Annotated in this window: 17 protein-coding genes; all 17 read left to right on the top strand. The window is 74.3% G+C overall.

What is annotated here, in order from left to right:
* Complete coding sequence (locus AB0F58_RS24390; protein ID WP_357147176.1) at nucleotides 1-222, top strand: MbtH family NRPS accessory protein; 222 nt, start codon at nucleotides 1-3, stop codon at nucleotides 220-222.
* Between the two features lies 1 nt (nucleotide 223).
* Entirely contained in the window at nucleotides 224-1,078 is an 855-nt protein-coding gene (locus AB0F58_RS24385; RefSeq protein ID WP_357147173.1) for an aspartyl/asparaginyl beta-hydroxylase domain-containing protein, read from the top strand.
* Nucleotides 1,079-1,083: 5 nt separating this feature from the next.
* The gene (locus AB0F58_RS24380) at nucleotides 1,084-1,563 is read left to right on the top strand and encodes a VOC family protein (protein ID WP_357147170.1); all 480 of its coding nucleotides are present in this window, start codon (nucleotides 1,084-1,086) and stop codon (nucleotides 1,561-1,563) included.
* Entirely contained in the window at nucleotides 1,560-2,558 is a 999-nt protein-coding gene (locus AB0F58_RS24375; protein ID WP_357147167.1) for a hypothetical protein, read from the top strand. Before AB0F58_RS24380 ends, AB0F58_RS24375 begins: the two co-directional genes overlap by 4 nt.
* Nucleotides 2,559-3,446, top strand: coding sequence for an LLM class flavin-dependent oxidoreductase (locus tag AB0F58_RS24370; protein WP_357147164.1), 888 nt, complete (start codon nucleotides 2,559-2,561; stop codon nucleotides 3,444-3,446).
* Nucleotides 3,443-4,318 carry a PhzF family phenazine biosynthesis protein gene (locus AB0F58_RS24365; RefSeq protein WP_357147161.1) on the top strand — a complete coding sequence of 292 codons (876 nt, stop codon included), beginning with the start codon at nucleotides 3,443-3,445 and terminating at the stop codon, nucleotides 4,316-4,318. The genes AB0F58_RS24370 and AB0F58_RS24365 overlap by 4 nt, the downstream gene beginning before the upstream one ends.
* A 2-nt stretch (nucleotides 4,319-4,320) precedes the next feature.
* Nucleotides 4,321-6,114: a gamma-glutamyltransferase family protein gene (locus AB0F58_RS24360; RefSeq protein ID WP_357147158.1), complete on the top strand. Its 1,794-nt coding sequence runs from the start codon at nucleotides 4,321-4,323 to the stop codon at nucleotides 6,112-6,114.
* Complete coding sequence (locus AB0F58_RS24355; RefSeq protein WP_357147156.1) at nucleotides 6,111-7,601, top strand: AMP-binding protein; 1,491 nt, start codon at nucleotides 6,111-6,113, stop codon at nucleotides 7,599-7,601. Before AB0F58_RS24360 ends, AB0F58_RS24355 begins: the two co-directional genes overlap by 4 nt.
* On the top strand, nucleotides 7,598-8,626 hold the full coding sequence (locus tag AB0F58_RS24350; protein WP_357147152.1) for a 3-oxoacyl-[acyl-carrier-protein] synthase III C-terminal domain-containing protein: 1,029 nt from the start codon (nucleotides 7,598-7,600) through the stop codon (nucleotides 8,624-8,626). The genes AB0F58_RS24355 and AB0F58_RS24350 overlap by 4 nt, the downstream gene beginning before the upstream one ends.
* Complete coding sequence (locus AB0F58_RS24345; RefSeq protein ID WP_357147149.1) at nucleotides 8,619-8,870, top strand: acyl carrier protein; 252 nt, start codon at nucleotides 8,619-8,621, stop codon at nucleotides 8,868-8,870. Before AB0F58_RS24350 ends, AB0F58_RS24345 begins: the two co-directional genes overlap by 8 nt.
* Entirely contained in the window at nucleotides 8,870-9,889 is a 1,020-nt protein-coding gene (locus tag AB0F58_RS24340; RefSeq protein ID WP_357147146.1) for a 3-oxoacyl-[acyl-carrier-protein] synthase III C-terminal domain-containing protein, read from the top strand. Before AB0F58_RS24345 ends, AB0F58_RS24340 begins: the two co-directional genes overlap by 1 nt.
* Nucleotides 9,890-9,913: 24 nt before the next feature.
* Nucleotides 9,914-10,189, top strand: coding sequence for an acyl carrier protein (locus tag AB0F58_RS24335; protein ID WP_357147143.1), 276 nt, complete (start codon nucleotides 9,914-9,916; stop codon nucleotides 10,187-10,189).
* The gene (locus AB0F58_RS24330; protein WP_357147141.1) at nucleotides 10,186-11,499 is read left to right on the top strand and encodes an MFS transporter; all 1,314 of its coding nucleotides are present in this window, start codon (nucleotides 10,186-10,188) and stop codon (nucleotides 11,497-11,499) included. The genes AB0F58_RS24335 and AB0F58_RS24330 overlap by 4 nt, the downstream gene beginning before the upstream one ends.
* Nucleotides 11,496-12,689: a cytochrome P450 gene (locus AB0F58_RS24325; RefSeq protein ID WP_357147138.1), complete on the top strand. Its 1,194-nt coding sequence runs from the start codon at nucleotides 11,496-11,498 to the stop codon at nucleotides 12,687-12,689. Before AB0F58_RS24330 ends, AB0F58_RS24325 begins: the two co-directional genes overlap by 4 nt.
* A gap of 58 nt (nucleotides 12,690-12,747) precedes the next feature.
* Entirely contained in the window at nucleotides 12,748-15,498 is a 2,751-nt protein-coding gene (locus tag AB0F58_RS24320) for an amino acid adenylation domain-containing protein (RefSeq protein ID WP_357147135.1), read from the top strand.
* A gap of 5 nt (nucleotides 15,499-15,503) precedes the next feature.
* Nucleotides 15,504-19,478 (top strand): amino acid adenylation domain-containing protein, encoded by a 3,975-nt coding sequence (locus AB0F58_RS24315; RefSeq protein WP_357147132.1) that lies wholly within the window; start codon nucleotides 15,504-15,506, stop codon nucleotides 19,476-19,478.
* 401 nt (nucleotides 19,479-19,879) lie between these two features.
* A partial coding sequence (locus AB0F58_RS24310) for a hypothetical protein (RefSeq protein WP_357147129.1) occupies nucleotides 19,880-20,085 on the top strand: 206 nt, incomplete at its 3' end.

The following is a 20,085-nucleotide window of genomic DNA, read 5'->3' as shown; positions in this document are numbered from 1 at the left end:
ATGAGCACCGCCTCGGACCACGAGGTCGCCGACGACCAGTTCGTCGTCGTGCGCAACCACGAGGAGCAGTACTCGATCTGGCACGCGGACAGTCCCGTGCCGGTCGGCTGGGACGTCGTCGGCGAACCCCAGTCCCGACAGGCGTGTCTGGACCGCATCGACACCCTCTGGGTGGACATGCGGCCCGCCAGCCTCCGCAGGTTCATGACGGAAGAGGGATGAGATGCAGACGCAGTTGATCGGACGGGTGGACATCGACCAGGAGCGGCTGCGGACGGACCTCGCCGCCACCCGGGACTTCCGGTTCTCCGAGCCGTACATCGAGTTCTCCATCGGCCGACCGTGGAGCAGCTGCATGCTCTGGACCCACGGCGGCGAGGTCGGCGACGGGGTGATCGCCCACTACGACCCGTCCCGGCCGTCGCGCCCCACCCCCTACGGCGAACGCCTGCCGTACGTCACCGAGCTGATCGAGCGCACCTTCGACACCGAGCACCTGCTCTTCGCCCGGCTCGCGGTGATGTCCGAGACGGTGCTCATGCCGCACCGGGACTACGTGGAGTTCACCGAGGTGCCCGAGGAACAGCGGGCCACCCACCGACTGCACGTGCCCCTGGCCACCAACGAGGACTGTCTCTTCCTGGAGGACGGGACCGTCTACCGGATGAAGTCCGGTGAGGTCTGGTGCCTGGACGTCACCCGGATGCACAGCGCCGGGGTGCTCTCGGACTTCCGGCGCATGCACGTCATCCTCGACTTCGCCGGTGTGCCCGACCCGTACCGCCTGCTGCGCGCCGACGTGACGACGCGGCCCGGCATCCCGGCCGGCAACACGATCGCCCGGCCCGCCCTCACCGACCAGGAGTACGCGGCGGTGCTGCGGCTGGCGGAGGTCGTCGACCTGGACAACCTGCCCGAGCTGTTCGGGATCCTGATCAAGAAGAACTTCCGCCGCGACGGCGGTCCGGACTTCGTGTGGCGGGCCGCCCGGGAGATCGCCCGGCGCAGCGGCCGGCCGGAGATCGTCGACCGGATGGCGGAACTCCACAAGCACCACATGCTCGAGCGGGACGAGTGACCGGCATGGCCCACACCCCACCCCCGGCACCGGTGCCACGGTTCCACCACGTCGGTGTCCAGACCAACGACCTGGACAACACCCTGTCCTGGTACGCGGACTTCCTCGGGGCCCGACCGGCCTGGTCGCTGGAGACCTTCTCCGCGCTGACCCGCAGCCGGTTGCCCGGCATCACCCGGCTGACCGAGGTCGCCGTCGGCGACGTCCGGCTGCACCTGTTCGAGCGGAAGGGACGTCCGGCGCCCGCGCCGGGGGAGAGCCTCACCCAGTTCCAGCACGTGTGCCTGGCGGTGGACCACCCGGAGGAACTGGACACCCTCCGGGAACGGTGGATCGGGCTGTTCCGTTCGGGCCGGTACACGTTCGCGCTCCCGGAGCCCCCCACCGACGTGGTGGCCGACGACGACGGGGTGCGCAGCCTCTACGTCTACGACGTCAACGGGCTGGAGTGGGAGTTCACCCACGTGCCGGGTGAGGCCCGATGACGACGGACACGGTCCTGGTCCTCCGCGAGCTGCCGACCGGCGGACGGTGGAGCTTCGGTGGCTTCCCGTACGGCCTGGAGCCGTTGACCCTGCCCGACCCCGCCACCCGCGACGAGGACCCGGCCGGGGACCCGACGCGGTGGGGGCCGGACTACGCCGAGGCGTGCCGGCGGATCCTCCGCCCCACCGCGTACGGCCCGTCGGAGCGGACCCCGGCGGCCGGACCCGGCGACGAGCTGTACTGGTTCCGCTGGCTCACCGGGCACCAGGTCACCTTCGTGATCTGGCGGTTGATGACACAGCTGGTCGAGGCGGCCAGCGACCGGCGGATCGATCCGGTCCTGGCGCTGGACCCGCTCACCCGGTACGTGCGCGGCTACTGCGCGATGCTGCTGTACACCGGCTCCTGCCCGCGCGACACGTACGAGCGGACCATCCGGCCGAGCATGCAGCTGCGGCATCCCAGCTTCAGCGGTGGCTGGGCCCCCGACTACCGCAGTGTCCGGGACCTGTTCCGGGGCCGGCGACCGCTGCTGACCGGGTCGGCCGACGCGGGGGAGCTGCGCGAGGCGATCGAGCTGCACGAGACGGTGCACGAGGGGGTGGCGGCCAAGCTCGTGCCCGACGGGCGGTCGCTGCTGCGCCGGTCCGAGGTCCGCGGCTCACAGGACGTGCGCCTGCTGCACCTGCTCTACGACAACTACTTCCTCACCCAGCGGGCCCCGGTGTCCCGGCACGACGTCGTCGCCCAGCTGCTGCGCCGGCTGGTCGCGGTGACCCAGGACGTCGCGACGAACGGGCTGTACCCGCAGGCCGACGAGGAGCCCGGCAGCGGCCCGGCGGAGCTGCGCACGGTCGCGGTACGTGGGTGCGAGCGGGACTTCACCGAGATCTGCTTCCAGGTCGCCGGCAGCGCGACGCGGCTGCCCGGCGCGCCGGCGCGCCCCGGTGACCTGCGCCGACCCCACCCGGCCGGCCGACCGGACGGGGCGTAGATGCGGTACGGCGTCGTGATCCTCCCCGAACACCACTGGCCCGAGGCGCGCGCCCGCTGGCGGCGCGCCGAGGAGTTGGGCTTCGACCACGCGTGGACGTACGACCACCTGAGCTGGCGGTGGCTGCGGGACGAACCGTGGTTCGGCGTCGTGCCGACGCTCGCCGCGGCGGCGGTGGCCACCTCGCGCATCCGGCTCGGCGCGCTGGTCGCCAACCCGGGTCTGCGGCACCCCGCCACCTTCGCCAAGGAGCTGATGACCCTGGACGACATCTCCGCCGGGCGGGTCGTCTGCGCGGTGGGCGCCGGTGGCTACGACTCCGACGTGCTGACCGGGACGCCGGGAGCCGGTGGCCGCGCCACCCGGTTCGCCGAGTTCGTCGAGCTGACCGACCGGCTGCTGCGGGGGGAACGGGTCGGGTACGCGGGCGAGCACTACCACTGCCGCGACCTCGTGCTCACCCCGGCCTGCGTGCAGCGGCCCCGGATCCCGCTGGCCGTCGCCGCCGCCGGGCCGGCCGGCATGCGCCTGGCGGCGCGGTTCGCCGACACCTGGGTCACCTCCGGGGTCGCCAACGGGTTCGACCCGGAGCCCTTCCCCCGTACCGTTCCGGTGCTCCGGCGGCAGCTCGACGCGATGGAACGGGCGTGCGCCGAGGTGGGCCGGGACCCGGCGACGATCGACCGGCTCCTGCTCACCGGCGCGTCGGTCGGCGGGGTGCTCGACTCGGTGGCCGCGTTCCAGGACGCGGCGGCGACGTTCGCCGGCCTGGGCTTCACCGACCTGGTCGTGCACTGGCCGCGGTCACAGTTTCCGTACCGGGCGCGGATGGACGTCTTCGAGCAGATCGCCGGCAGTCTGCCCGGACGCCCGGAGGGGGCCGCGTGATCCGCTACGAACGGGTGGGCATGTTCGCCACCGGAGCGTCCACCGGCAGCCCGCTGACCGTGGTACCCCACGCCGACGGGTTGCCGACCGGGGCGATGCACGTGCTCGCCCGCCGGTTCGGCACGCCGGAGACCACGTTCGTGCTGCCGCCCACCATGGCCGGAGCCGACTACCGGGTGCGGGTGTTCACCCCGGCCGGGGAGTCACCGTACGGCGGGCACTCCGCGCTCGGGACGGCGGTGACCCTGCACCGGCTGGGTGTCCTGCCGTCCGGACGGTTGGTGCAGCAGTGCGGCACCCGACTGCTGCCGGTCACCGTCACCCCCGGCGGGGGCACCATCACCGCCGCCGCCCCGCTGCCCGGCGCGCCGGTCGACCGGGCCCTGCTGGTCGCCGCCGTCGGGCTCGACCCCGCCGACCTGGCGGCCGGCCCGGCCCGCACGGCCGGCTTCGGCCCGCTCTTCCACTACCTGCCCGTCCACCCCGACGCCGTCCGCCGGGCCCGGCCGGACCTGGCCCTGATGTGCGCGGGCAACCTGCCCGACGTGCTGGTCCTCAGCTGGGACCGGGCGGCCCGCCGGGCCGAGGCCCGCCTCTTCGCCCCCGGGTACGGGATGCCGGAGGACCCGGCCTGCGCGCCGGTCGCGCTCGGCCTGGGGGCGTGGCTGGTCGCCGCGAAGGAACTGCCCGTGGTCGACGGCACCCACACCTACCGGATCGAGCAGGGCGCCGGCACCGCCCCACAGGGCCGACTGGACTGCACCGTCACCGTGGCCGCCGGCCGGGTCTCGGGGGCGTCGGTCTCCGGCCGGGTGGCGCCGGTGGACCGTGGGGAACTCGCTGTTCCGGGCTCCGGCCCGGTGGAGGGATGAGCATGTTGCACCGACCAGAGGTACGCGGCACGTACGGTGCCGTCGCCTCCACCCACTGGCTCGCCTCGCAGGCCGGGATGGCCATGTTCGACCGGGGCGGCAACGCCTTCGACGCGGCGGTCGCCACCGCCTTCGTCCTCCAGGTCGTCGAGCCGCATCTCAACGGCCCCGCCGGAGACGTGCCGATCATGCTGCACGACGCCCGGCTGGGCGGGGTGCGGGTCATCTGCGGGCAGGGCCCGATGCCGCAGGCCGCCACGATCGACCGGTTCCGGGCCCTCGGGCTCACCGCGATCCCCGGCTCCGGACTGCTCGCGGCGTGCGTGCCGGGAGCCTTCGGGGCCTGGCTCCGGCTGCTGCGCGAACACGGTCGGCTCCACCTCGCCGACGTCCTCGAACCGGCGATCTGGTACGCCGAGTCCGGGTATCCGCTGCTGCCGGCGGCAGCCCGGATGATCGACGCGCTCGCCCCGCTGTTCCGCGACGAGTGGGCCGAGTCGGGGCGGACGTACCTGGTCGACGGGGCTGCTCCCCGGCCCGGGGCGCGGCTGCGCAACCCGGCGCTGGCCCGGACGTTCCGCCGTCTCCTCGCCGAGGCGAGGGCGGGCACCGGTGACCGGGAGCGGCAGTTGGACGCTGCCGAGCGGGCCTTCTACGAGGGCTTCGTCGCCGAGGCCGTGGACGACTTCGCCGCCCGCGCCGAGATGCTCGACGCCACCGGCGAGCGGCACCGCGCCCTGCTGACCGGCGCGGACCTGGCCGGCTGGCGGGCCACCGTCGAGGAGCCCGTGACGTTCGACTACCGGGGGTACACCGTCTGCAAACCCGGTCCGTGGTCGCAGGGCCCGGTCTTCCTCCAGCAACTCGCCCTGCTCGCGGGGACCGGCTTCGCCGACGCGGGATTCGGTAGCGCGGCGCACGTGCACACCGTCACCGAGGCGGCGAAACTGGCGTTCGCCGACCGGGAGGCGTGGTACGGCGACCCGGACTTCACCGACGTACCGCTGGCGGCCCTGCTCGCGGACGAGTACACCGCCGCCCGCCGGGCGCTGGTCACCCCGGAGGCCTCGGCGGAGCTGAATCCGGGCGCGCCGCTCGGCCGGCCCGGCTGGACGCCGCCGCCGGTCACCGGGGAGAGCCCCCGCGACCGGCCCGGGTGGCTGCGGCAGCTCGACAGCGGGATCCCGGCGGTGGTGAGGCTGACCGAGGCCAGCGGCGACACCTGCTGCCTCACCGCCGTCGACCGGGAGGGGAACCTGGTCGCGGCGACGCCCAGCGGCGGCTGGCTGAAGAGTTCCCCGGTGGTGCCCGGCCTGGGTTTCCCCCTCGGCACCCGGGGACAGATGGCCTGGCTGGTCGAGGGGCACCCGAACTCGCTCGCGCCGGGCAAGCGGCCCCGCACCACGCTCAGCCCGACCCTGGTGCTCCGGGACGGGCGACCGTACCTGGCCTTCGGCACCCCGGGCGGTGACCAGCAGGACCAGTGGACGGTGCAGTTCCTCCTCAACCACCTGGAGTTCGGGATGAGCCCGCAGGCGGCGGTCGAGGCGAACACCTTCCACACCGACCACGTGCCGTCGTCGTTCAGCCCGCGCCGGTCCCGGCCCCGGTCGCTGGTGCTCGAGCCGGGCCTCGACCCCGGGGTGCTGGCCGACCTGCGGGCCCGGGGACACGAGGTCGAGCTGGTCGAGGCGTACTCCCTGGGCAAGGTGTGCGCGACCGGCGTCGGCCCGGACGACCTGCTGGTCGCCGCCGCCAGCCCCCGGGGCGGCCAAGCCTACGCGGTGGCCCGGTGAACCCGCTGGTCGCCCGGGTGGCCGAGCAGGCCCGCCGGGACCCGACCGCGCCGGCCCTGGTGGACGCCGGACAGCTGACGAGCTACGCCGAACTGGTCGACTCGGTGCGGGCCGTGGCCGCCGGACTCGCCGGGGCGCCGCAGGGACCCGTGGCCGTCCTGGCCCGCAAGTCGGCCCGCGCGGTCGGACTCGTCCTGGGGGTGCTGGCGGCGGGACGGACCTGCTTCGTCCCCGGGCCCGGACTGCCGCCGGCCACCCTCCGCACGCTCCTCGGGCAGGCGGGCTGCGTCCAGGTGATCTCCCCGGACACCGACTGGGACGCCGAGCGGGCCGCCCTGGTCGGAGCCGCCGCCGGGGCGGACCGACCCGTCCCGTCCGGCCCCACCGCGCCGGATCCTGCCTCCTTCCTGCTCACCACCTCCGGCTCCACCGGCACCCCGAAGATCGTCCCGCTGGGCGCCGGCGCGGTCGACCGGTTCGTCGACTGGGTGCACGCGGCGTTCGACGTCGGACCCGGCCGGCGCGTGCTCAGCTACGCGCCGCTGAACTTCGACCTGTCCCTGTTCGAGGTCTGGGCGACGCTGGCCCACGGGGGACAGGTGGTGCTCGTCGACCCGGACACCGCCACCGGCCCCCGCCTGCTCGACCTGCTGCGCACCCGGCAGGTCCACGTGGTCGAGGCGGTGCCGCTCCTCTACGAGCTGCTGGTCGACGCCGCCCGGCCGCACGGCGTCCGACTGGACACCCCGGACCAGGTGGTGGTCACCGGGGACGCCATCCGCCCCGCCTGCCTCGCCGCGCTGCCCGCCCTCTTCCCGAACGCCCGGCTCACCAACGTCTACGGGTGCACCGAGACCAACGACAGTTTCCGACACGAGGTGCGGCTGCCTCGGGACGCGGCCGGGCCGCTGCCGCTGGGTGATCCGCTGCCCGGGGTGAGCGCGCTGCTCGTCGACGACGCGGGACGGGTCGTCACCGGCCCCGGCGTCGGCGAACTGTACGTCCACACGCCGTTCCAGACGTCCGGATACCTGCACCCGTCCGGGCCACCACGGTTCGTCGCGCACCCCGAGCGGGCCGACGGGCGGCGCTACTTCCGCTCCGGCGACCTGGTCCGCCGGGATCCGGACGGCACCCTCACCCTTTCCGGTCGCAACGACTTCCAGGTGAAGATCCGTGGTCAGCAGGTCAACCTCCAGGAGGTCGAGAACGTCCTGCTCGCCCACGACGACGTGCGGGAGGCGGTGGTCGTCGCGGTGTCCCGGGAGCCGGGTGGCCGGAGCCTGCACGCGGTCGTCCGGCGACGCGCCGCCAGTGGTCTCACCGACGTGGACGTCCGGACGTTCGGCGCGCGGCGGCTGCCCGCCGCGGCGGTCCCCTCGACGGTGCGGATCACCGACGGCCCGCTGCCCCGCACCGCCACCGGCAAGCCGGACCGGGACCGGATCCGGACCATCGAGACGTCCCGCCGGCAGGAGCAGTCATGAGGTGGACCGACATCTACGTGGCCGGCGGCGCGAGCGCGCTCGGCCGGCGCGAGGAGACCGCCACGGCGGTGGCCGAGGGCCGCTACGACGCCGCTGTCCGCGACGCCGACGGCTTCCTCGCCGTCTCGGTGGCCGACGACGACGGCCCCGCCACCGACCTGGCCGTCCGGGCGGCCCGCCGGGCGCTGACCCGCGCGGCCGTCCCGCCGGAACGGATCCGGCTGCTGGTGCACGCCGGCATCGGCCCGCAGGGGCCGGCGCACGTCGCCCCGGCGTCCCGGGTGCACGGTGCCGCCGTCGGCGGCGTGGCGAGCGCGGTCGAGGTGCGACAGTCCTCCAACGGTGGCATGACCGGCATCGAACTGGCCGCCGCGTACCTCGCCGCCGCGCCGGCCGGCACGGCGGCGATGGTGACCACCGCCGACCGCTTCACCCGGGTCGACCGGTACCGCGCGGACGCCGGGAACGTGCTGGGCGACGGCGGGACCGCGCTGGTGCTCACCCGGGGCACCGGAGTGGCCCGGCTGCTGTCCACGGTGGTTCTCGGCGACGGCCGGTTCGCCGACATCGGCCTCGCCGACTCGTCCGTCTTCCCGGACCGGCCGGCCTTCTTCGCCGAACACGGCCACCGCCTGCTGGACCTCGTCGCGGCGATGTCGCAGCGGCAACGGGAGAGCGTCCGGCAGGCGTTGGCCGAGGCGGGAGTGGCCGGGCCCGCCGGGATCAGCCGGTGGGCCTTCGACAACGTCGGGCTCACCATGGTCGACCGGGACTTCCGCACCGAACTGGGCATCGACGACTCCGTCACCTGCTGGGAGTGGGGGCGCACCGTCGGGCACCTGGGGGCCGGCGACCCGGCCGCCGGCCTGGTCCACCTGCTCGAGACCGGCGCGGTCGGGCCGGGCGACCGGGTGGCGTTGTGCGGCATGGGCAGCGGGTTCACCTACAGCTGCGCGGTGGTGGAGGTCGTCGATGCGCCCGCGTGGGACGTCACCGACAGGTCGGAAGGTGGGGAACGTGTCTGAGGTGCTGCCGACGCTCCGGAAGCTGATCACCCGGTTCTCCGCCGTACCCGAGGAGCAGATCACCCTCGACACCCGCTTCGACCGGCTGGGCGGGTGGGGCAGCCTCGCCGCGCTGCAACTGCTGGCGGCGGTGGAGAGCGAGTACGACGTCCACCTGGACCTGACGGAGTACCTGCGACTGCGGACCGTCGGCGACCTCGCCGGCCACCTCCGGGACCGCCGGACCGACGGGGCGGGGCGGTAGTGCCCGCCGTCGGGGTGGGCGTGGCGGGGCTGGGGGTGGCGCTGGGCGAGCCCTGCTCCGTCGCGGAGACCGCCGCCAGCTACGTCGAGGATCCGGAGCGGGTGCTGAACTGGGGCTACCACACGTACCACCGGTCCCCGCCGGGGCAGTCCCCGACCCGGCTGGCCGCCCGCGCCGCCACCGCCGCGCTGGCCGACGCGGGCGTCGACCCGTCAGCGGTCGACCTGCTGGTGGTGGCGAACAGCGAGGTGCCCGAGTTCCTCCAGTGGGACGTCTCCGCCGCGGTCGCCCGGGAGGTGGGCACCACCGCCCCGACGCTGCTGCTGAACCAGGGCTGCGCCTCGGCGGTCACCGGGTTCCAACAGGTCGCCGGGCATTTCGCCGTCCGCGACGACGTCGAGACCGTCCTGCTGGTCGCGGTGAACCAGGTCAGCGAGGCGCACAGCAACCGGATGCGGCTCAACACCTGCCTGGGCAGCGACGGCGCGTCGGCCGCCCTGCTGCGTCGTGGTCATCCCCGGCTGCGCTGGCTGGCCACCGAGCAGATCACCGACCCGGCCTACGTCGACTTCTTCCGCGTCGAGTACGGCGGCAGCGCGGTGCCCCTGCCACCCGACGGGGTCGGCAACCCCGACGTCGACGTGCTGGGACTGGTGTACCGCCACTTCCGGCGCGCGCCGGCGCAGCTCGCCGAGTTCGCCACCGCGCTGACCGGCCGGGTGGTCGAGGTCGTCGAGCGGGCCTGCCGCCGCGTCGGGATCGACCGGAGCGAGGTGGCCCGGCTGGTCTACCTCAACGACAACCAGGCGTCGATCGCCGCCGTCGCCGCCGCGGTCGGGGTGCCGCCGGAGCGCACCAACGCGTCGCTCGCGGCGGCGACCGGGCACTGCGGCGCAGCCGACCACCTGATCTGCCTGGACGCGTTCGCCCGGCACGGCGACCTGGCCGACGGGGACGTGATCGCACTGGCCGGCGTCTCCTCCGGCATGCACTGGTTCTGCACCCTGCTCGTGGTGTGACTCGAACGGAAAGGGCCCCTGGCCATGACCGAGCTGACCCTCGAAGACCTGCTGCACCTGCTGGCGGAGCACGCCGGCGGGGACCGGCCCGCCGCCGCGCGCGACGACGCCGGGGACGTCCCGTTCGACCTGCTCGGATACGACTCGCTCACCGTGCTCAGGACGGTGGGACACCTGGAGACCGTCCACCGGGTCACGCTGCCGGACGCGGTGCTGCGGCAGGCCCGGACGCCACGCCACCTCGTCGAGCAGACCAACGCGGCGCTGCGGCACGGCCCGGCCACCGCCGAACAGCCGTGACCGGGGTGGACGGGCCCACGACGGTGACCGGCCGCCGGCCCGGACGGATCCCGGTGGTCCTGCGCGACCGTTCCTTCCGGCGCTACTGGACGGCGCAGAGCCTGTCGTACGTCGGGGACCAGGTCACCATGGTCGCGCTGCCCCTGACCGCGGTGCTGGCGCTCGACGCGTCCGCCGTCGACATGGGTCTGCTGTGGACCCTGGAGTCGTTGCCGCTGCTGCTCTTCTCCCTGCACGCCGGGGCCTGGGTGGACCGGCGGGGACGTCGCCGCCGCATCATGATCTCCACCGACCTGGCGCGTGCGGTCCTGCTGGGCAGCGTCCCGGTCGCCTACCTCGTCGGGGCGCTCACCCTGCCGTACGTCTACGCGGTGGCGTTCCTGGTCGGCGCCCTGGCGGTGCTGTTCAACGTCAGCTCGTACAGCCTCTTCCCGGCCATGGTGCCCCGGGAGCACTTCGTGGCCGGCACCTCGCTGACCCGGGGCAGCTTCTCCTTCGCCCTCGTGGCCGGTCCGGGCGTCGGCGGCGTGCTGGTGCAGATCGTGTCCGCCCCGGTGACCATCCTGCTCGACGCCCTCTCCTTCGTCGTCTCGGCGGTCCTGCTCCGCTCGGTCGACGTCACCGAACCCGAGGGCGATCCGACGGAGGCGCGCGGCTACGTCTGGGAGGGGCTGCGGTTCGTCCGGCGGACCCCGGCGTTGCTGGCCAAGTTCGTCGCCGGCGCGGGGCTGAACTTCTTCTACTCCGTCTACTTCACCCTGCTGTTCCTGTTCGCCGCGCGGGAACTCGGGCTCTCCGCCGGGATGATCGGGCTGGTGATCAGCGTCGGCGCGGTCGGCGCCCTGGTCGGGTCCGCCGTGACCACCTGGACGTCCGGCCGGATCGGCCTGGGCGCGACGTTCATCGTGGGCTCGTTCCTGTATCCGGCGGCGCTGGTGCTGACCCCGCTGGCCACCGGTGACCGCTGGCTGGTGGTGACGATGCTGCTCGTCGGGGAGTTCGTCTCCGCCGTCGGTCTGATGCTCTGCGACATCAGCGGAACCTCCATCCAACAGGCGCTGACCCCCGACGTCCTGCGCTCCCGGGTGCAGGGCGCGCACCTGGCGGTGAACTACGGCGCCCGACCGCTGGGCTCGCTGGTGGCCGGCGGCATGGGCACCTGGCTGGGGCTACGGCCGACCATGTGGATCGCCGTCGTCGGTGGGGCCGCCAGCGTCCTGTTCCTCTTCTGGTCCCCGATCCCGCGCATGCGGGAGCTGCCCGTCCCGCCGGACGACCACCGGCGGCCCGTCCCCGAGGAGGCGTCGTGACCGACACGTTGCCCGCGCTCACGGATCCGCACCTGTACGCGCACGGTGATCCGCACGCCGTCTGGGCGCACCTGCGCCGGCACCGTCCCGTCTCCTGGCACACCCCGGACGGGCACGAGCCGTTCTGGGCGGTCGCCGGTCACGCGGCGGGACTGGAGGTGCTCACCGACTGGTCGCGGTTCACCTCGACCCGGGGGACGGTGCTGCGGCCCAACCTGTCCGACCCCTTCCCGGGCGCGGGGACGATGCTGACGCTGACCGACCCGCCCCGGCACACCGTGCTGCGGGAGGTGATGAGAGGGCTGTTCAGCCCCGGGGCGGTGGCCGCACTGCGGGAGCGCGCGCAGCGGGTCGCCGGGGAACTGGTGCGGCGGGCCGCCGCTGCCGGCTCCTGCGACTTCGTCCACGACGTCATGGCCCCCTTCCCGCTGGCGGTCACCGCGGACCTGCTCGGCGTGCCGGCGGCCGACCTCGAACGGGTCGGTCGCTGGACGCGCGCCGCCAGCGACCACATCGACGACATCGACGGGACCGCGGCGCAGGAGGCGCACCTCGAGGTCCTCCAGTACTACGGTCAGGCGTTGGCCGAGCGCCGGCGTGCCCCCGGCGACGACGTCGTCTCGGTCTTCGCGCGGGCGCAGGCCGACGGTCTCGACATCACCGACGACGAGATCATCCTGACCTGCGACAACCTGATCGTGGCGGCCACCGAGACCACCCGGCAGGTGACCGGTTCCGGCCTGCTGGCCCTGCTGGAGCACCCCGACCAGTTCGCCGCGCTGCGTGCCGGCGCGGTGCCCGCCCGGCGGGCGGTCGAGGAGTTCCTCCGCTTCGGGCCGCCGATCAGCCATCTGATGCGCGCGGCGACCACCGACACCACGGTCGCGGGCACGGCGATCCGGGCCGGGCAGGCGGTCAGCGTGTGGCTGCCCTCGGTCAACCGGGACGAGGCCGTCTTCGACCGGCCGGACGAGTTCCGACTCGACCGGCACCCGAACCGTCACCTGACCTTCGGTGGTGGCGTGCACTCCTGCATCGGCGGGCCGATCGCCCGGCTGATGATCCTCGCCGTGGTGGAGGAGCTGCTCCGGGGCACCCGCAGCGTCGCCCTCGACGGGACGCCCCGGCGGATCCCGTCGCACATCGTCTGCGGCCTGGCGTCGCTACCCGTCACCATCCGTCCACGCTGACCGGCGCCGTGGGGCCCGGCCTGCCCGCCGCCCCCGCGCCTGGCGAAAGGAACCTCACGTGCTCCAGCACCCTGCTCCGCCGTCGCCCGACGGCGTCGATCTCCCGGTCACCCCCGCCGTCCGGATCCGGGGGAACCTGGACCTCACCCGGTGGGACAGCCTCGCCGACGCGCCGGAGGACCTGCGGCTCGTCGGCGAGCCCCGCCCCGCCGACGCGCCGGCCACCTCCGGCGTGGTCGCCGCTCCGGTGGCCGCGGAGGTCCGCCGGACGGCCCGGGCCCTGGCCGTGGCCCGGTCCGGTCGCCCGGCGGGCAGCGGCGACCTCGCCGAGCGTGCCGTCCTGTTGGCCGCCTTCGTCGCCACCCTGCACCGGTACTCCGGCGCCGAGCGGTTCCTCGTCGGACTGCCGGACGGCGATCGGGCCGGCCGCGTCCCGGACGTCGTCGGCCCGTCCGACCCGACCCTGGCCGTGCGGGCCGTGGTCAGCCCGGAGCAGGCCTTCACCGACCTGCTGGACCGCACGGCCGCGACGCTGGCGGACGCGCTGGCCCACCGGCAGCTGCCCCGCGCCGAGGTGGCGGAGGCGGTCGGCCGACCGGGCGTGGTCCGGGCCGCCTTCGTCCTGCGCGCCGCCCCCGACGGAGCCGCCGCCCCGGACGCCCACCCGGCCCGCCCGGCCGACGCCAGTGCGCCGAGTGCCGACCCGGCTCACCCGGCCGATCCCGGTGGGCCGGACGTCGAGGAGGTGACCGTCCACCGCCGGGTGCCCGGCGTCGACCTGGCCCTGGTGGTCACCCCGGCCGACGACGGTTTCCGCTGCGAACTGGAGTACGCGGACGGCGCCCTCACCGCAGCGGCGGCCGAGCGCTTCCTGGCCGCGTACCGCACCCTGCTGGCCGACGCGGTGCACCGGCCGGCGACCCGGATCGACGAGCTGCTGCTGCTCCCCGCCGGCAGGCACGCCGCACTGGCCGCGCGGGTCAACAGCGGCTACGCCGTCTACCCCGACCTGGAGCCGATCCACGAGCCGTTCGAGGCGGCGGCGGCCCGGTGGCCCGAGGCCGTCGCGGTCGAGTGCGGGGGCACCACCATCCGGTACCGCGAGCTGGACCGACGGGCGAACGCGCTGGCCCACCGGCTGGCCGGGGCCGGTATCGGTCCCGAACACACCGTCGGCGTCCTGGTGGACCGCTCGGTCGACCTGGCCGTGGCGGTGCTGGCGACCCTGAAGGCCGGGGCCGCGTTCGTACCGCTGGACGCTCGCGCCCCGGCGCAGCGGCTGGCCACCGTCGCCACGGACGCCGGGCTGCGGACGGTCCTCACCCAGCCCCACCTCCTCGACCGGCTCGCCGCCGTGCCGGTGCCGACGACGGTGGTCCCGTCGGACGGGGAGGCCGAGCGGCCCCCGCCGGTGCCCCGCTCGCTCGACCGGGCCGCGTACGTCTACTACACGTCCGGCTCGACCGGCACCCCGAAGGGCGTGGTCCTCGACCACCGCTGTGCCGCCGGTCGCCTCGAGTGGCTGGCCCGGCGGTACCGGTTGGCGCCCGGCGACCGGGTGGTGCACAAGACGCCGCTCATCTTCGACGTGGCCATCTGGGAGATCTTCGGCCCGCTGGCCGCCGGGGCCACCGTCGCCATGGCCGACCCGGGCCTCGAGGCCGACGTGGCGCACCTCGCCGGGCTGCTCACCGCCGAGCGGACCGTGTTCGGCCACTTCGTGCCCTCGATGCTCGGCGCCTATCTCGACAGTGCGCCGGAACGGACGTACCCGGACCTGCGCTGGGTGCAGCTCTCCGGCGAGGCGGTGGGCACCCGGCTGCTGGAGCGCTTCGCCGGCCACTTCACCGCCGAGCTGCACAACCTGTACGGGCAGACGGAGACCTCCGAGGTCGCCGGTTGGGAGGGCCGGGGACACGACGGGGGCGACCGGGTGCCGCTGGGTCGCCCGCTCGGCATCTACCGTCTTCTTGTGCTCGACCGGGCGCTCCGGCCGGTCCCGGTCGGTGTTCCCGGCGAACTCTGCGTCGCCGGGGTGGGCGGCCTGGCCCGGGGCTACCACGGCCGTCCCGCGCTCACCGCCGAACGGTTCGTACCCCACCCGTACCCGGTGACGCCGGGGGAGCGGCTCTACCGCACCGGTGACCTGGCCGCTGTCGACGAGCACGGAATCCTGCACTACCTGGGGCGGGTGGACGACCAGACCAAGATCCGGGGCTGCCGGGTGGAGGTCGGCGAGGTGGAGGCGGTCCTCGGCCGGCACCCGGGGGTGGCCGACTGCGCCGTGGTGGCCCGTCCGGACGACGACGGCGTCAACCAGCTCGTCGCGTACGTGGTGGGCGACGTCGCGGTGGCCGAGCTGGCCGCGCACGCGGAGCGCCTCCTGCCCGGGTACATGCTGCCCGCCGTCTACGTCGCGCTCGCGGCGCTCCCGCTGGGCCACTCCGGCAAGCTGGACCGGCGCGCGCTGCCCGCGCCCACCAGCGCGGACCGCACCGCCCGGGTCACCGGCGACGATCCGCGCACGGCGGTGGAGACCGAACTGAGCGGACTGTGGCAGTCGGTGCTCGGTGTGGAGCGGGTCGGCCGTACCGACGACTTCTTCGCCATCGGCGGCAACTCCCTGCGCGCCCTCCAGGTGCTCAACCGGGTCAACGCCACCTTCGGGGTGCGGGTCACCGTCCGGCAGTTCTTCGCCGAGCCGACCGTCCGGCACATGGCGGCGACCATCCAGCGCTCCCTGACCGACCTGGTGGCCGCGATGTCCGAGGAGGACGCCGCCAAGCTGCTCGACCAGATGGAGAGGTGACGACCGTGACCAACCTCGGTACCGCACAGGACGAACTGATCCGTCGGTTGCTCAGCCGCAAGGTCGACGACGGCGCGAACTGGTCGATCCCCCGGGTCGCCCCGGGCACCCCGGTCGCGCTGACGGCGGCACAGGCCCGCATCTGGTTCCTCGCCCGGCTCTACCCGGCCAGCGCCGAGTACAACATCTTCGACACCGTGCACCTGCGCACCGCACCGGAGCAGGAGCGGCTGGCCGTCGCGCTGCGGACCCTCGTCGAGCGGCACGATGCGCTGCGCGTGCGGATCACCGACACCGGCGGGGCCCCCGTCCAGATCGACGAGGGGCCCTTCGACCCGGAGGTGACCTGGTACGACCTGACCGGTCTGGACCCCGTCGAGGCGGACCGGCGGGCCGAGGTGATCGCCAACCGGTGCGCCCGGGAGCTGATCCGTCCCGACGAGCGGCCGCTGTTCCGCTTCTCGGCGATCCGGCTGCCGGCGGGCGGGGCGGTGCTGGTCATGGTGGTGCACCACCTGATCACCGACAACTGGTCCTGGACGATCCTGCTGCGCGAGCTGACCACGGTGCTGTCCGGGGGGACGCTGCCGCCCGCCGGACGGGTGGGTTACCTGGACTACGCCGCCTGGCAGGGCTCCACCGTGGACGAGCGGCGGCTGGCCCGGGAGGTCGGCTACTGGACGGCCAAGCTCGGCGGGGAGCTACCCGTGCTGGACCTGCCCAAGGACCGGCCCCGGCCGGCGGTGTCCAGCCGGCTCGGGCACGCCCTCCCGGTCGCCGTCCCCACGGGGACGGCCGACGCTGCGCGGCAACTGGCCGACCGGGAGGGCACCACCCTCTTCGTGGTGATGCTCGCCGCGTACAAGGTGATGCTGTTGCGGCTGACCGGGCAGCGGGACCTGATCGTCGGCACCGCCCTGGCCGGTCGGGACCATCCCGTGACGGAGGACCTGGTCGGCTGTTTCGTCAAGGCCGTCGCGCTGCGGACCGCGCTCCTGCCGACCGGTACCTTCCGGGACGTCGTCCGCGACGTGCACCGGACCGTGCTGGAGGCCCAGGACCACCAGGCCCTGCCGTACGACGAGATCGTCGCCCGGCTCGGTGTGCCGCGCGATCTCGGCGTCCATCCGGTCTTCCAGACCTACTTCGGCATGCAGACGGCCGAGGAGCTGCACCTGCCCGGCGCCGAGATCGTTCCCTTCAGCCTCTTCGACTACGGCGCCGCGAAGTGGGACCTCACGTTCTCGCTCACCGAGTCGTCCAACGGGCTCGACGGCATGGTCGAGTGCGCGGCCGACCTGTTCGACCGGGACACCCTCGACCGGTTCCGGCAGGTCTGGCTTCAGGTGCTGGCGGCGGTCACCGCCGACCCGGACGCCCCGGTCGGCCGGGTGCCGCTGGTCTCCCCGGCCGAGGCCGACCGCATCCTGGGCGAGCTGAACCCGTACCGGCGTCCGGAGCACCGGTACCGCACCCTGGCGGAGCCCTTCGAGGAGCAGGTGCGACGTACCCCGGACGCGGTCGCGCTGGAGGGGCCGGAGGGCGAGCTGACGTACGCCGGGCTCAACGCGCGGGCCAACCGCCTCGCCCACTTCCTGCGCCGGCAGGGCGTGGACGCCCACTCCCGCGTCGCGCTCTGCCTGGCCCGTGGCTTCACCATGGTCACCGCGATCTACGCGGTGGCCAAGTCCGGGGCGGCCTACGTGCCGCTGGACCCCGAGCATCCGGACGCCCGGCTCGCGTTCATGCTCGCGGACACCGCGCCCACCGTGGTCCTCACCGACCGCGCCTGCCGGGACCGGGTCCCCGCCGGCTCCTGGCAGGTCGTCACGCTCGACGTGGAGGCCGACCGCTGGGCGGACGAGCCGGCATCCGACGTCACCGCGGTGCGACCGCCGGGCCACGCCTCCCACCTGCTCTACACCTCCGGCTCGACGGGGCGTCCCAAGGCGGTCGTCTGCCCGGTGGACGGCGCGGTCGCCGACCTGCTGTGGATGCAGCGCCGCTACCCGTACCGGGCGGGCGACGCCGGGTTGTTCAAGACCTCGTACGGCTTCGACGTGTCGCTGTGGGAGGTGTTCTGGCCGCTCTACGCCGGTGCCCGGCTGGTCGTCGCCCCGCCCGAGGCGCACCGCGACGTGCACCAGCTCGCCGCGCTGATCGACCGGTACCGGGTGACCACCGTGTACCTCATTCCCACCCTGTTGCAGGTCTTCCTCGACGAGCTGCCCGAGGGGGCCGGCCGCTCGCTGCGGTACGTGCTCTCCGGCGGCGAGCCGGTCACCCCCCGGCTGCGCGACAGCTGCCACGCCCGGCTCGACGCCGACCTGGTCAACGGCTACGGCCCCACCGAGACCGGCTGCGCGACGGACATGGTGGTGCCCCGGGAGCCGGGCGCGCCCGTCGTCCCGCTCGGCCGGCCGGCGGAGAACTTCCGTCTCTACGTCCTCGGCGAGCACCTCGACGTGCTGCCGATCGGGGTGCCGGGCGAGGCGTACCTCGCCGCCGAGGTGGGGCTGGCCCACGGCTACCACCGCCGCGCCGACCTGACCGCCGAACGTTTCCTCCCGGACCCGTACGGGCCGCCCGGCGCGCGGATGTACCGCACCGGCGACATCTGCCGGTACCGGCCGGACGGCGTCCTCGAGCACCTGGGCCGGATCGGGCGGCAGGTGAAGGTGCGGGGCATGCGGATCGAACTCGCCGAGGTGGAGAGCGTCCTGGCCGAACACGACGGGGTCGACGAGTGCAGCGTGCTCGCCGTGGACCAGCCCGGTCGCAGCGGGCTGGTCGCCTTCGTGGTGCCCGCTCCGGGCACCGGAGCCGACGCCGCCGAGCTGCGTCGGCACGCGGCGCGGCTGCTGCCCGCCCACATGGTGCCGGACTGGATCGTCGCCGTGGACGGGATCCCGGTGAGCGTCAACGGCAAGACCGACCACGCCGCGCTGCTGCGGGGCTGGTCCGGGCCGTCCGGCGCCGAGACCGCCGGGCGTGCGCTGGTGCCGCCGACGGGCGCGACGGAGGTGACCCTCGCCGGCGTCTTCGCCGAGGTGCTGGGCCGGACCGAGGTCGGCGCGACGGACAACTTCTTCGAGTGCGGCGGTCACTCCCTGCTGATCTTCAAGCTGATCGCCGCCTGCGGTCGGCTGCTCGGCGTCCGGCCGGCGGTGGCCGACGTGTTCGCCGCGCCGACCGTCCGGCAGCTCGCCGAACGCATCACCACCGCCGGCCCCCGGCAGAGCAGCCTGGTGCCGCTGGCACCCCACCCGGGTCACCCGGTCGTCGTCCTGGTGCACGGGTCCGGCGGGTCGGCGCTTCCGTTCCGGGAGCTGGCCGCCGCGTTCGGCGACGAGTTCTCGGTCTACGCCCTGGAGTCGCCCGATCCGGACCTGCCCGGATACGCCGTCGAGGAGCTGGCCCGTCGGTACGTCGCCGAGGTCGACCCGGTGCGCGGTCTCAGCCCGGTCGGTGTGGTCGGCTGGTCGATGGGGGGCTGCGTGGCGCTGGAGATGACCCGGCAGTGGCGGGAGCGCGGGGTGGACGTCGCCGCCACCGTACTGCTCGACACGGCGCCGCCGCCGGCTGCCGTCGCGTCCCCGGTCGCGCGGGAGCGGGTCCGCCGGTCGATCGCCGAGCTGGACGTCTTCGCGGCGGAGGGCATCGACGCCTCGGACGTCGGCGACCTGTCCGGTGAGTTCGACCGGCTGCGCCGGGCCGTCGAGGCGAACCGGCGGGCCTATCTGGCGTACGAGCCCGCGCCGCTCGACGAGCCGGTGCACCTGCTGCGGGCCCGCGACGGCGACGGTGACCGCCGGGAGCTGCTGCCGGCCGGTGACCACTGGGGCGACCTGCTGCCGGGCCTCGTCACCGAGCAGGTGCCGGGCAGCCACTTCTCACTCCTGCGGGGCGCGCACGCCGGTCCGCTCGCCGTCACCGTCGCCCGGATCGTCACCGCCGGCATGACCTTCGAGGAGATCTGAACCCGGACCCCGCCCCGCCGGAGAGCGTGCCGGCCGGACCCGGTCACCCCGGGTGCGGCCGGCACGGCATCCGCCGCCGAACCGGGTGGTCGTCGCGGCGACATCCGGGGTGGCGGCTTCTGCCCGCGGCGGGTGGAGCCGCTCGTCCCGGTTCGCCGCCGAATTGGCGTCGTCCGATCTGGCAGGGCCGGTCGTACGACTGCCCGCGCGGCGCGGTCGAACGCCCGGTCCGTTCGTTTCTACGCCGCGATCCGGTGTCGTAGAGTCGGCCCTGACCGGGCTTCCGGTGATTGTCCACGCCGGTGGGCGCCCCCGTTTCCGTCATCCGTTCCGGGGCTGGCTGGCGTATGCGCCGATACCAAACCCTCGTGTCTTCGAGACGTCTGTGAGGACTCCTGCTGATGAACGAATTCAACACCATTGACGCGGAATTCGGCGACGACGGCCGGCAGCCTGTTCCCGATCCGTCGACGTCGGTTTCCGACGGAGTGCCGGCCCTCGCTTCCGGTGGCTTGTTGCATGGGTTGTTTGAGGAGCAGGTGCGGCGGGTGCCGGGTGCGGTGGCGGTGCGGGTGGGTGGGGTTGAGGTGTCGTATGGGGAGTTGGA

The organism is Micromonospora sp. NPDC023956 (assembly GCF_040639195.1).
Taxonomy (GTDB): Bacteria; Actinomycetota; Actinomycetes; order Mycobacteriales; family Micromonosporaceae; genus Micromonospora.
This window is presented reverse-complemented; position numbering and strand designations above follow the sequence as displayed.

Bases quoted from the DNA above. Each gene is read 5' to 3' on its own strand.
- AB0F58_RS24360 (WP_357147158.1), top strand. From the start codon at position 4,321: ATGTTGCACCGACCAGAGGTACGCGGCACGTACGGTGCCGTCGCCTCC.
- AB0F58_RS24385 (WP_357147173.1), top strand. From the start codon at position 224: ATGCAGACGCAGTTGATCGGACGGGTGGACATCGACCAGGAGCGGCTG.
- AB0F58_RS24390 (WP_357147176.1), top strand. From the start codon at position 1: ATGAGCACCGCCTCGGACCACGAGGTCGCCGACGACCAGTTCGTCGTC.
- AB0F58_RS24350 (WP_357147152.1), top strand. From the start codon at position 7,598: ATGAGGTGGACCGACATCTACGTGGCCGGCGGCGCGAGCGCGCTCGGC.
- AB0F58_RS24375 (WP_357147167.1), top strand. From the start codon at position 1,560: ATGACGACGGACACGGTCCTGGTCCTCCGCGAGCTGCCGACCGGCGGA.
- AB0F58_RS24380 (WP_357147170.1), top strand. From the start codon at position 1,084: ATGGCCCACACCCCACCCCCGGCACCGGTGCCACGGTTCCACCACGTC.
- AB0F58_RS24370 (WP_357147164.1), top strand. From the start codon at position 2,559: ATGCGGTACGGCGTCGTGATCCTCCCCGAACACCACTGGCCCGAGGCG.
- AB0F58_RS24335 (WP_357147143.1), top strand. From the start codon at position 9,914: ATGACCGAGCTGACCCTCGAAGACCTGCTGCACCTGCTGGCGGAGCAC.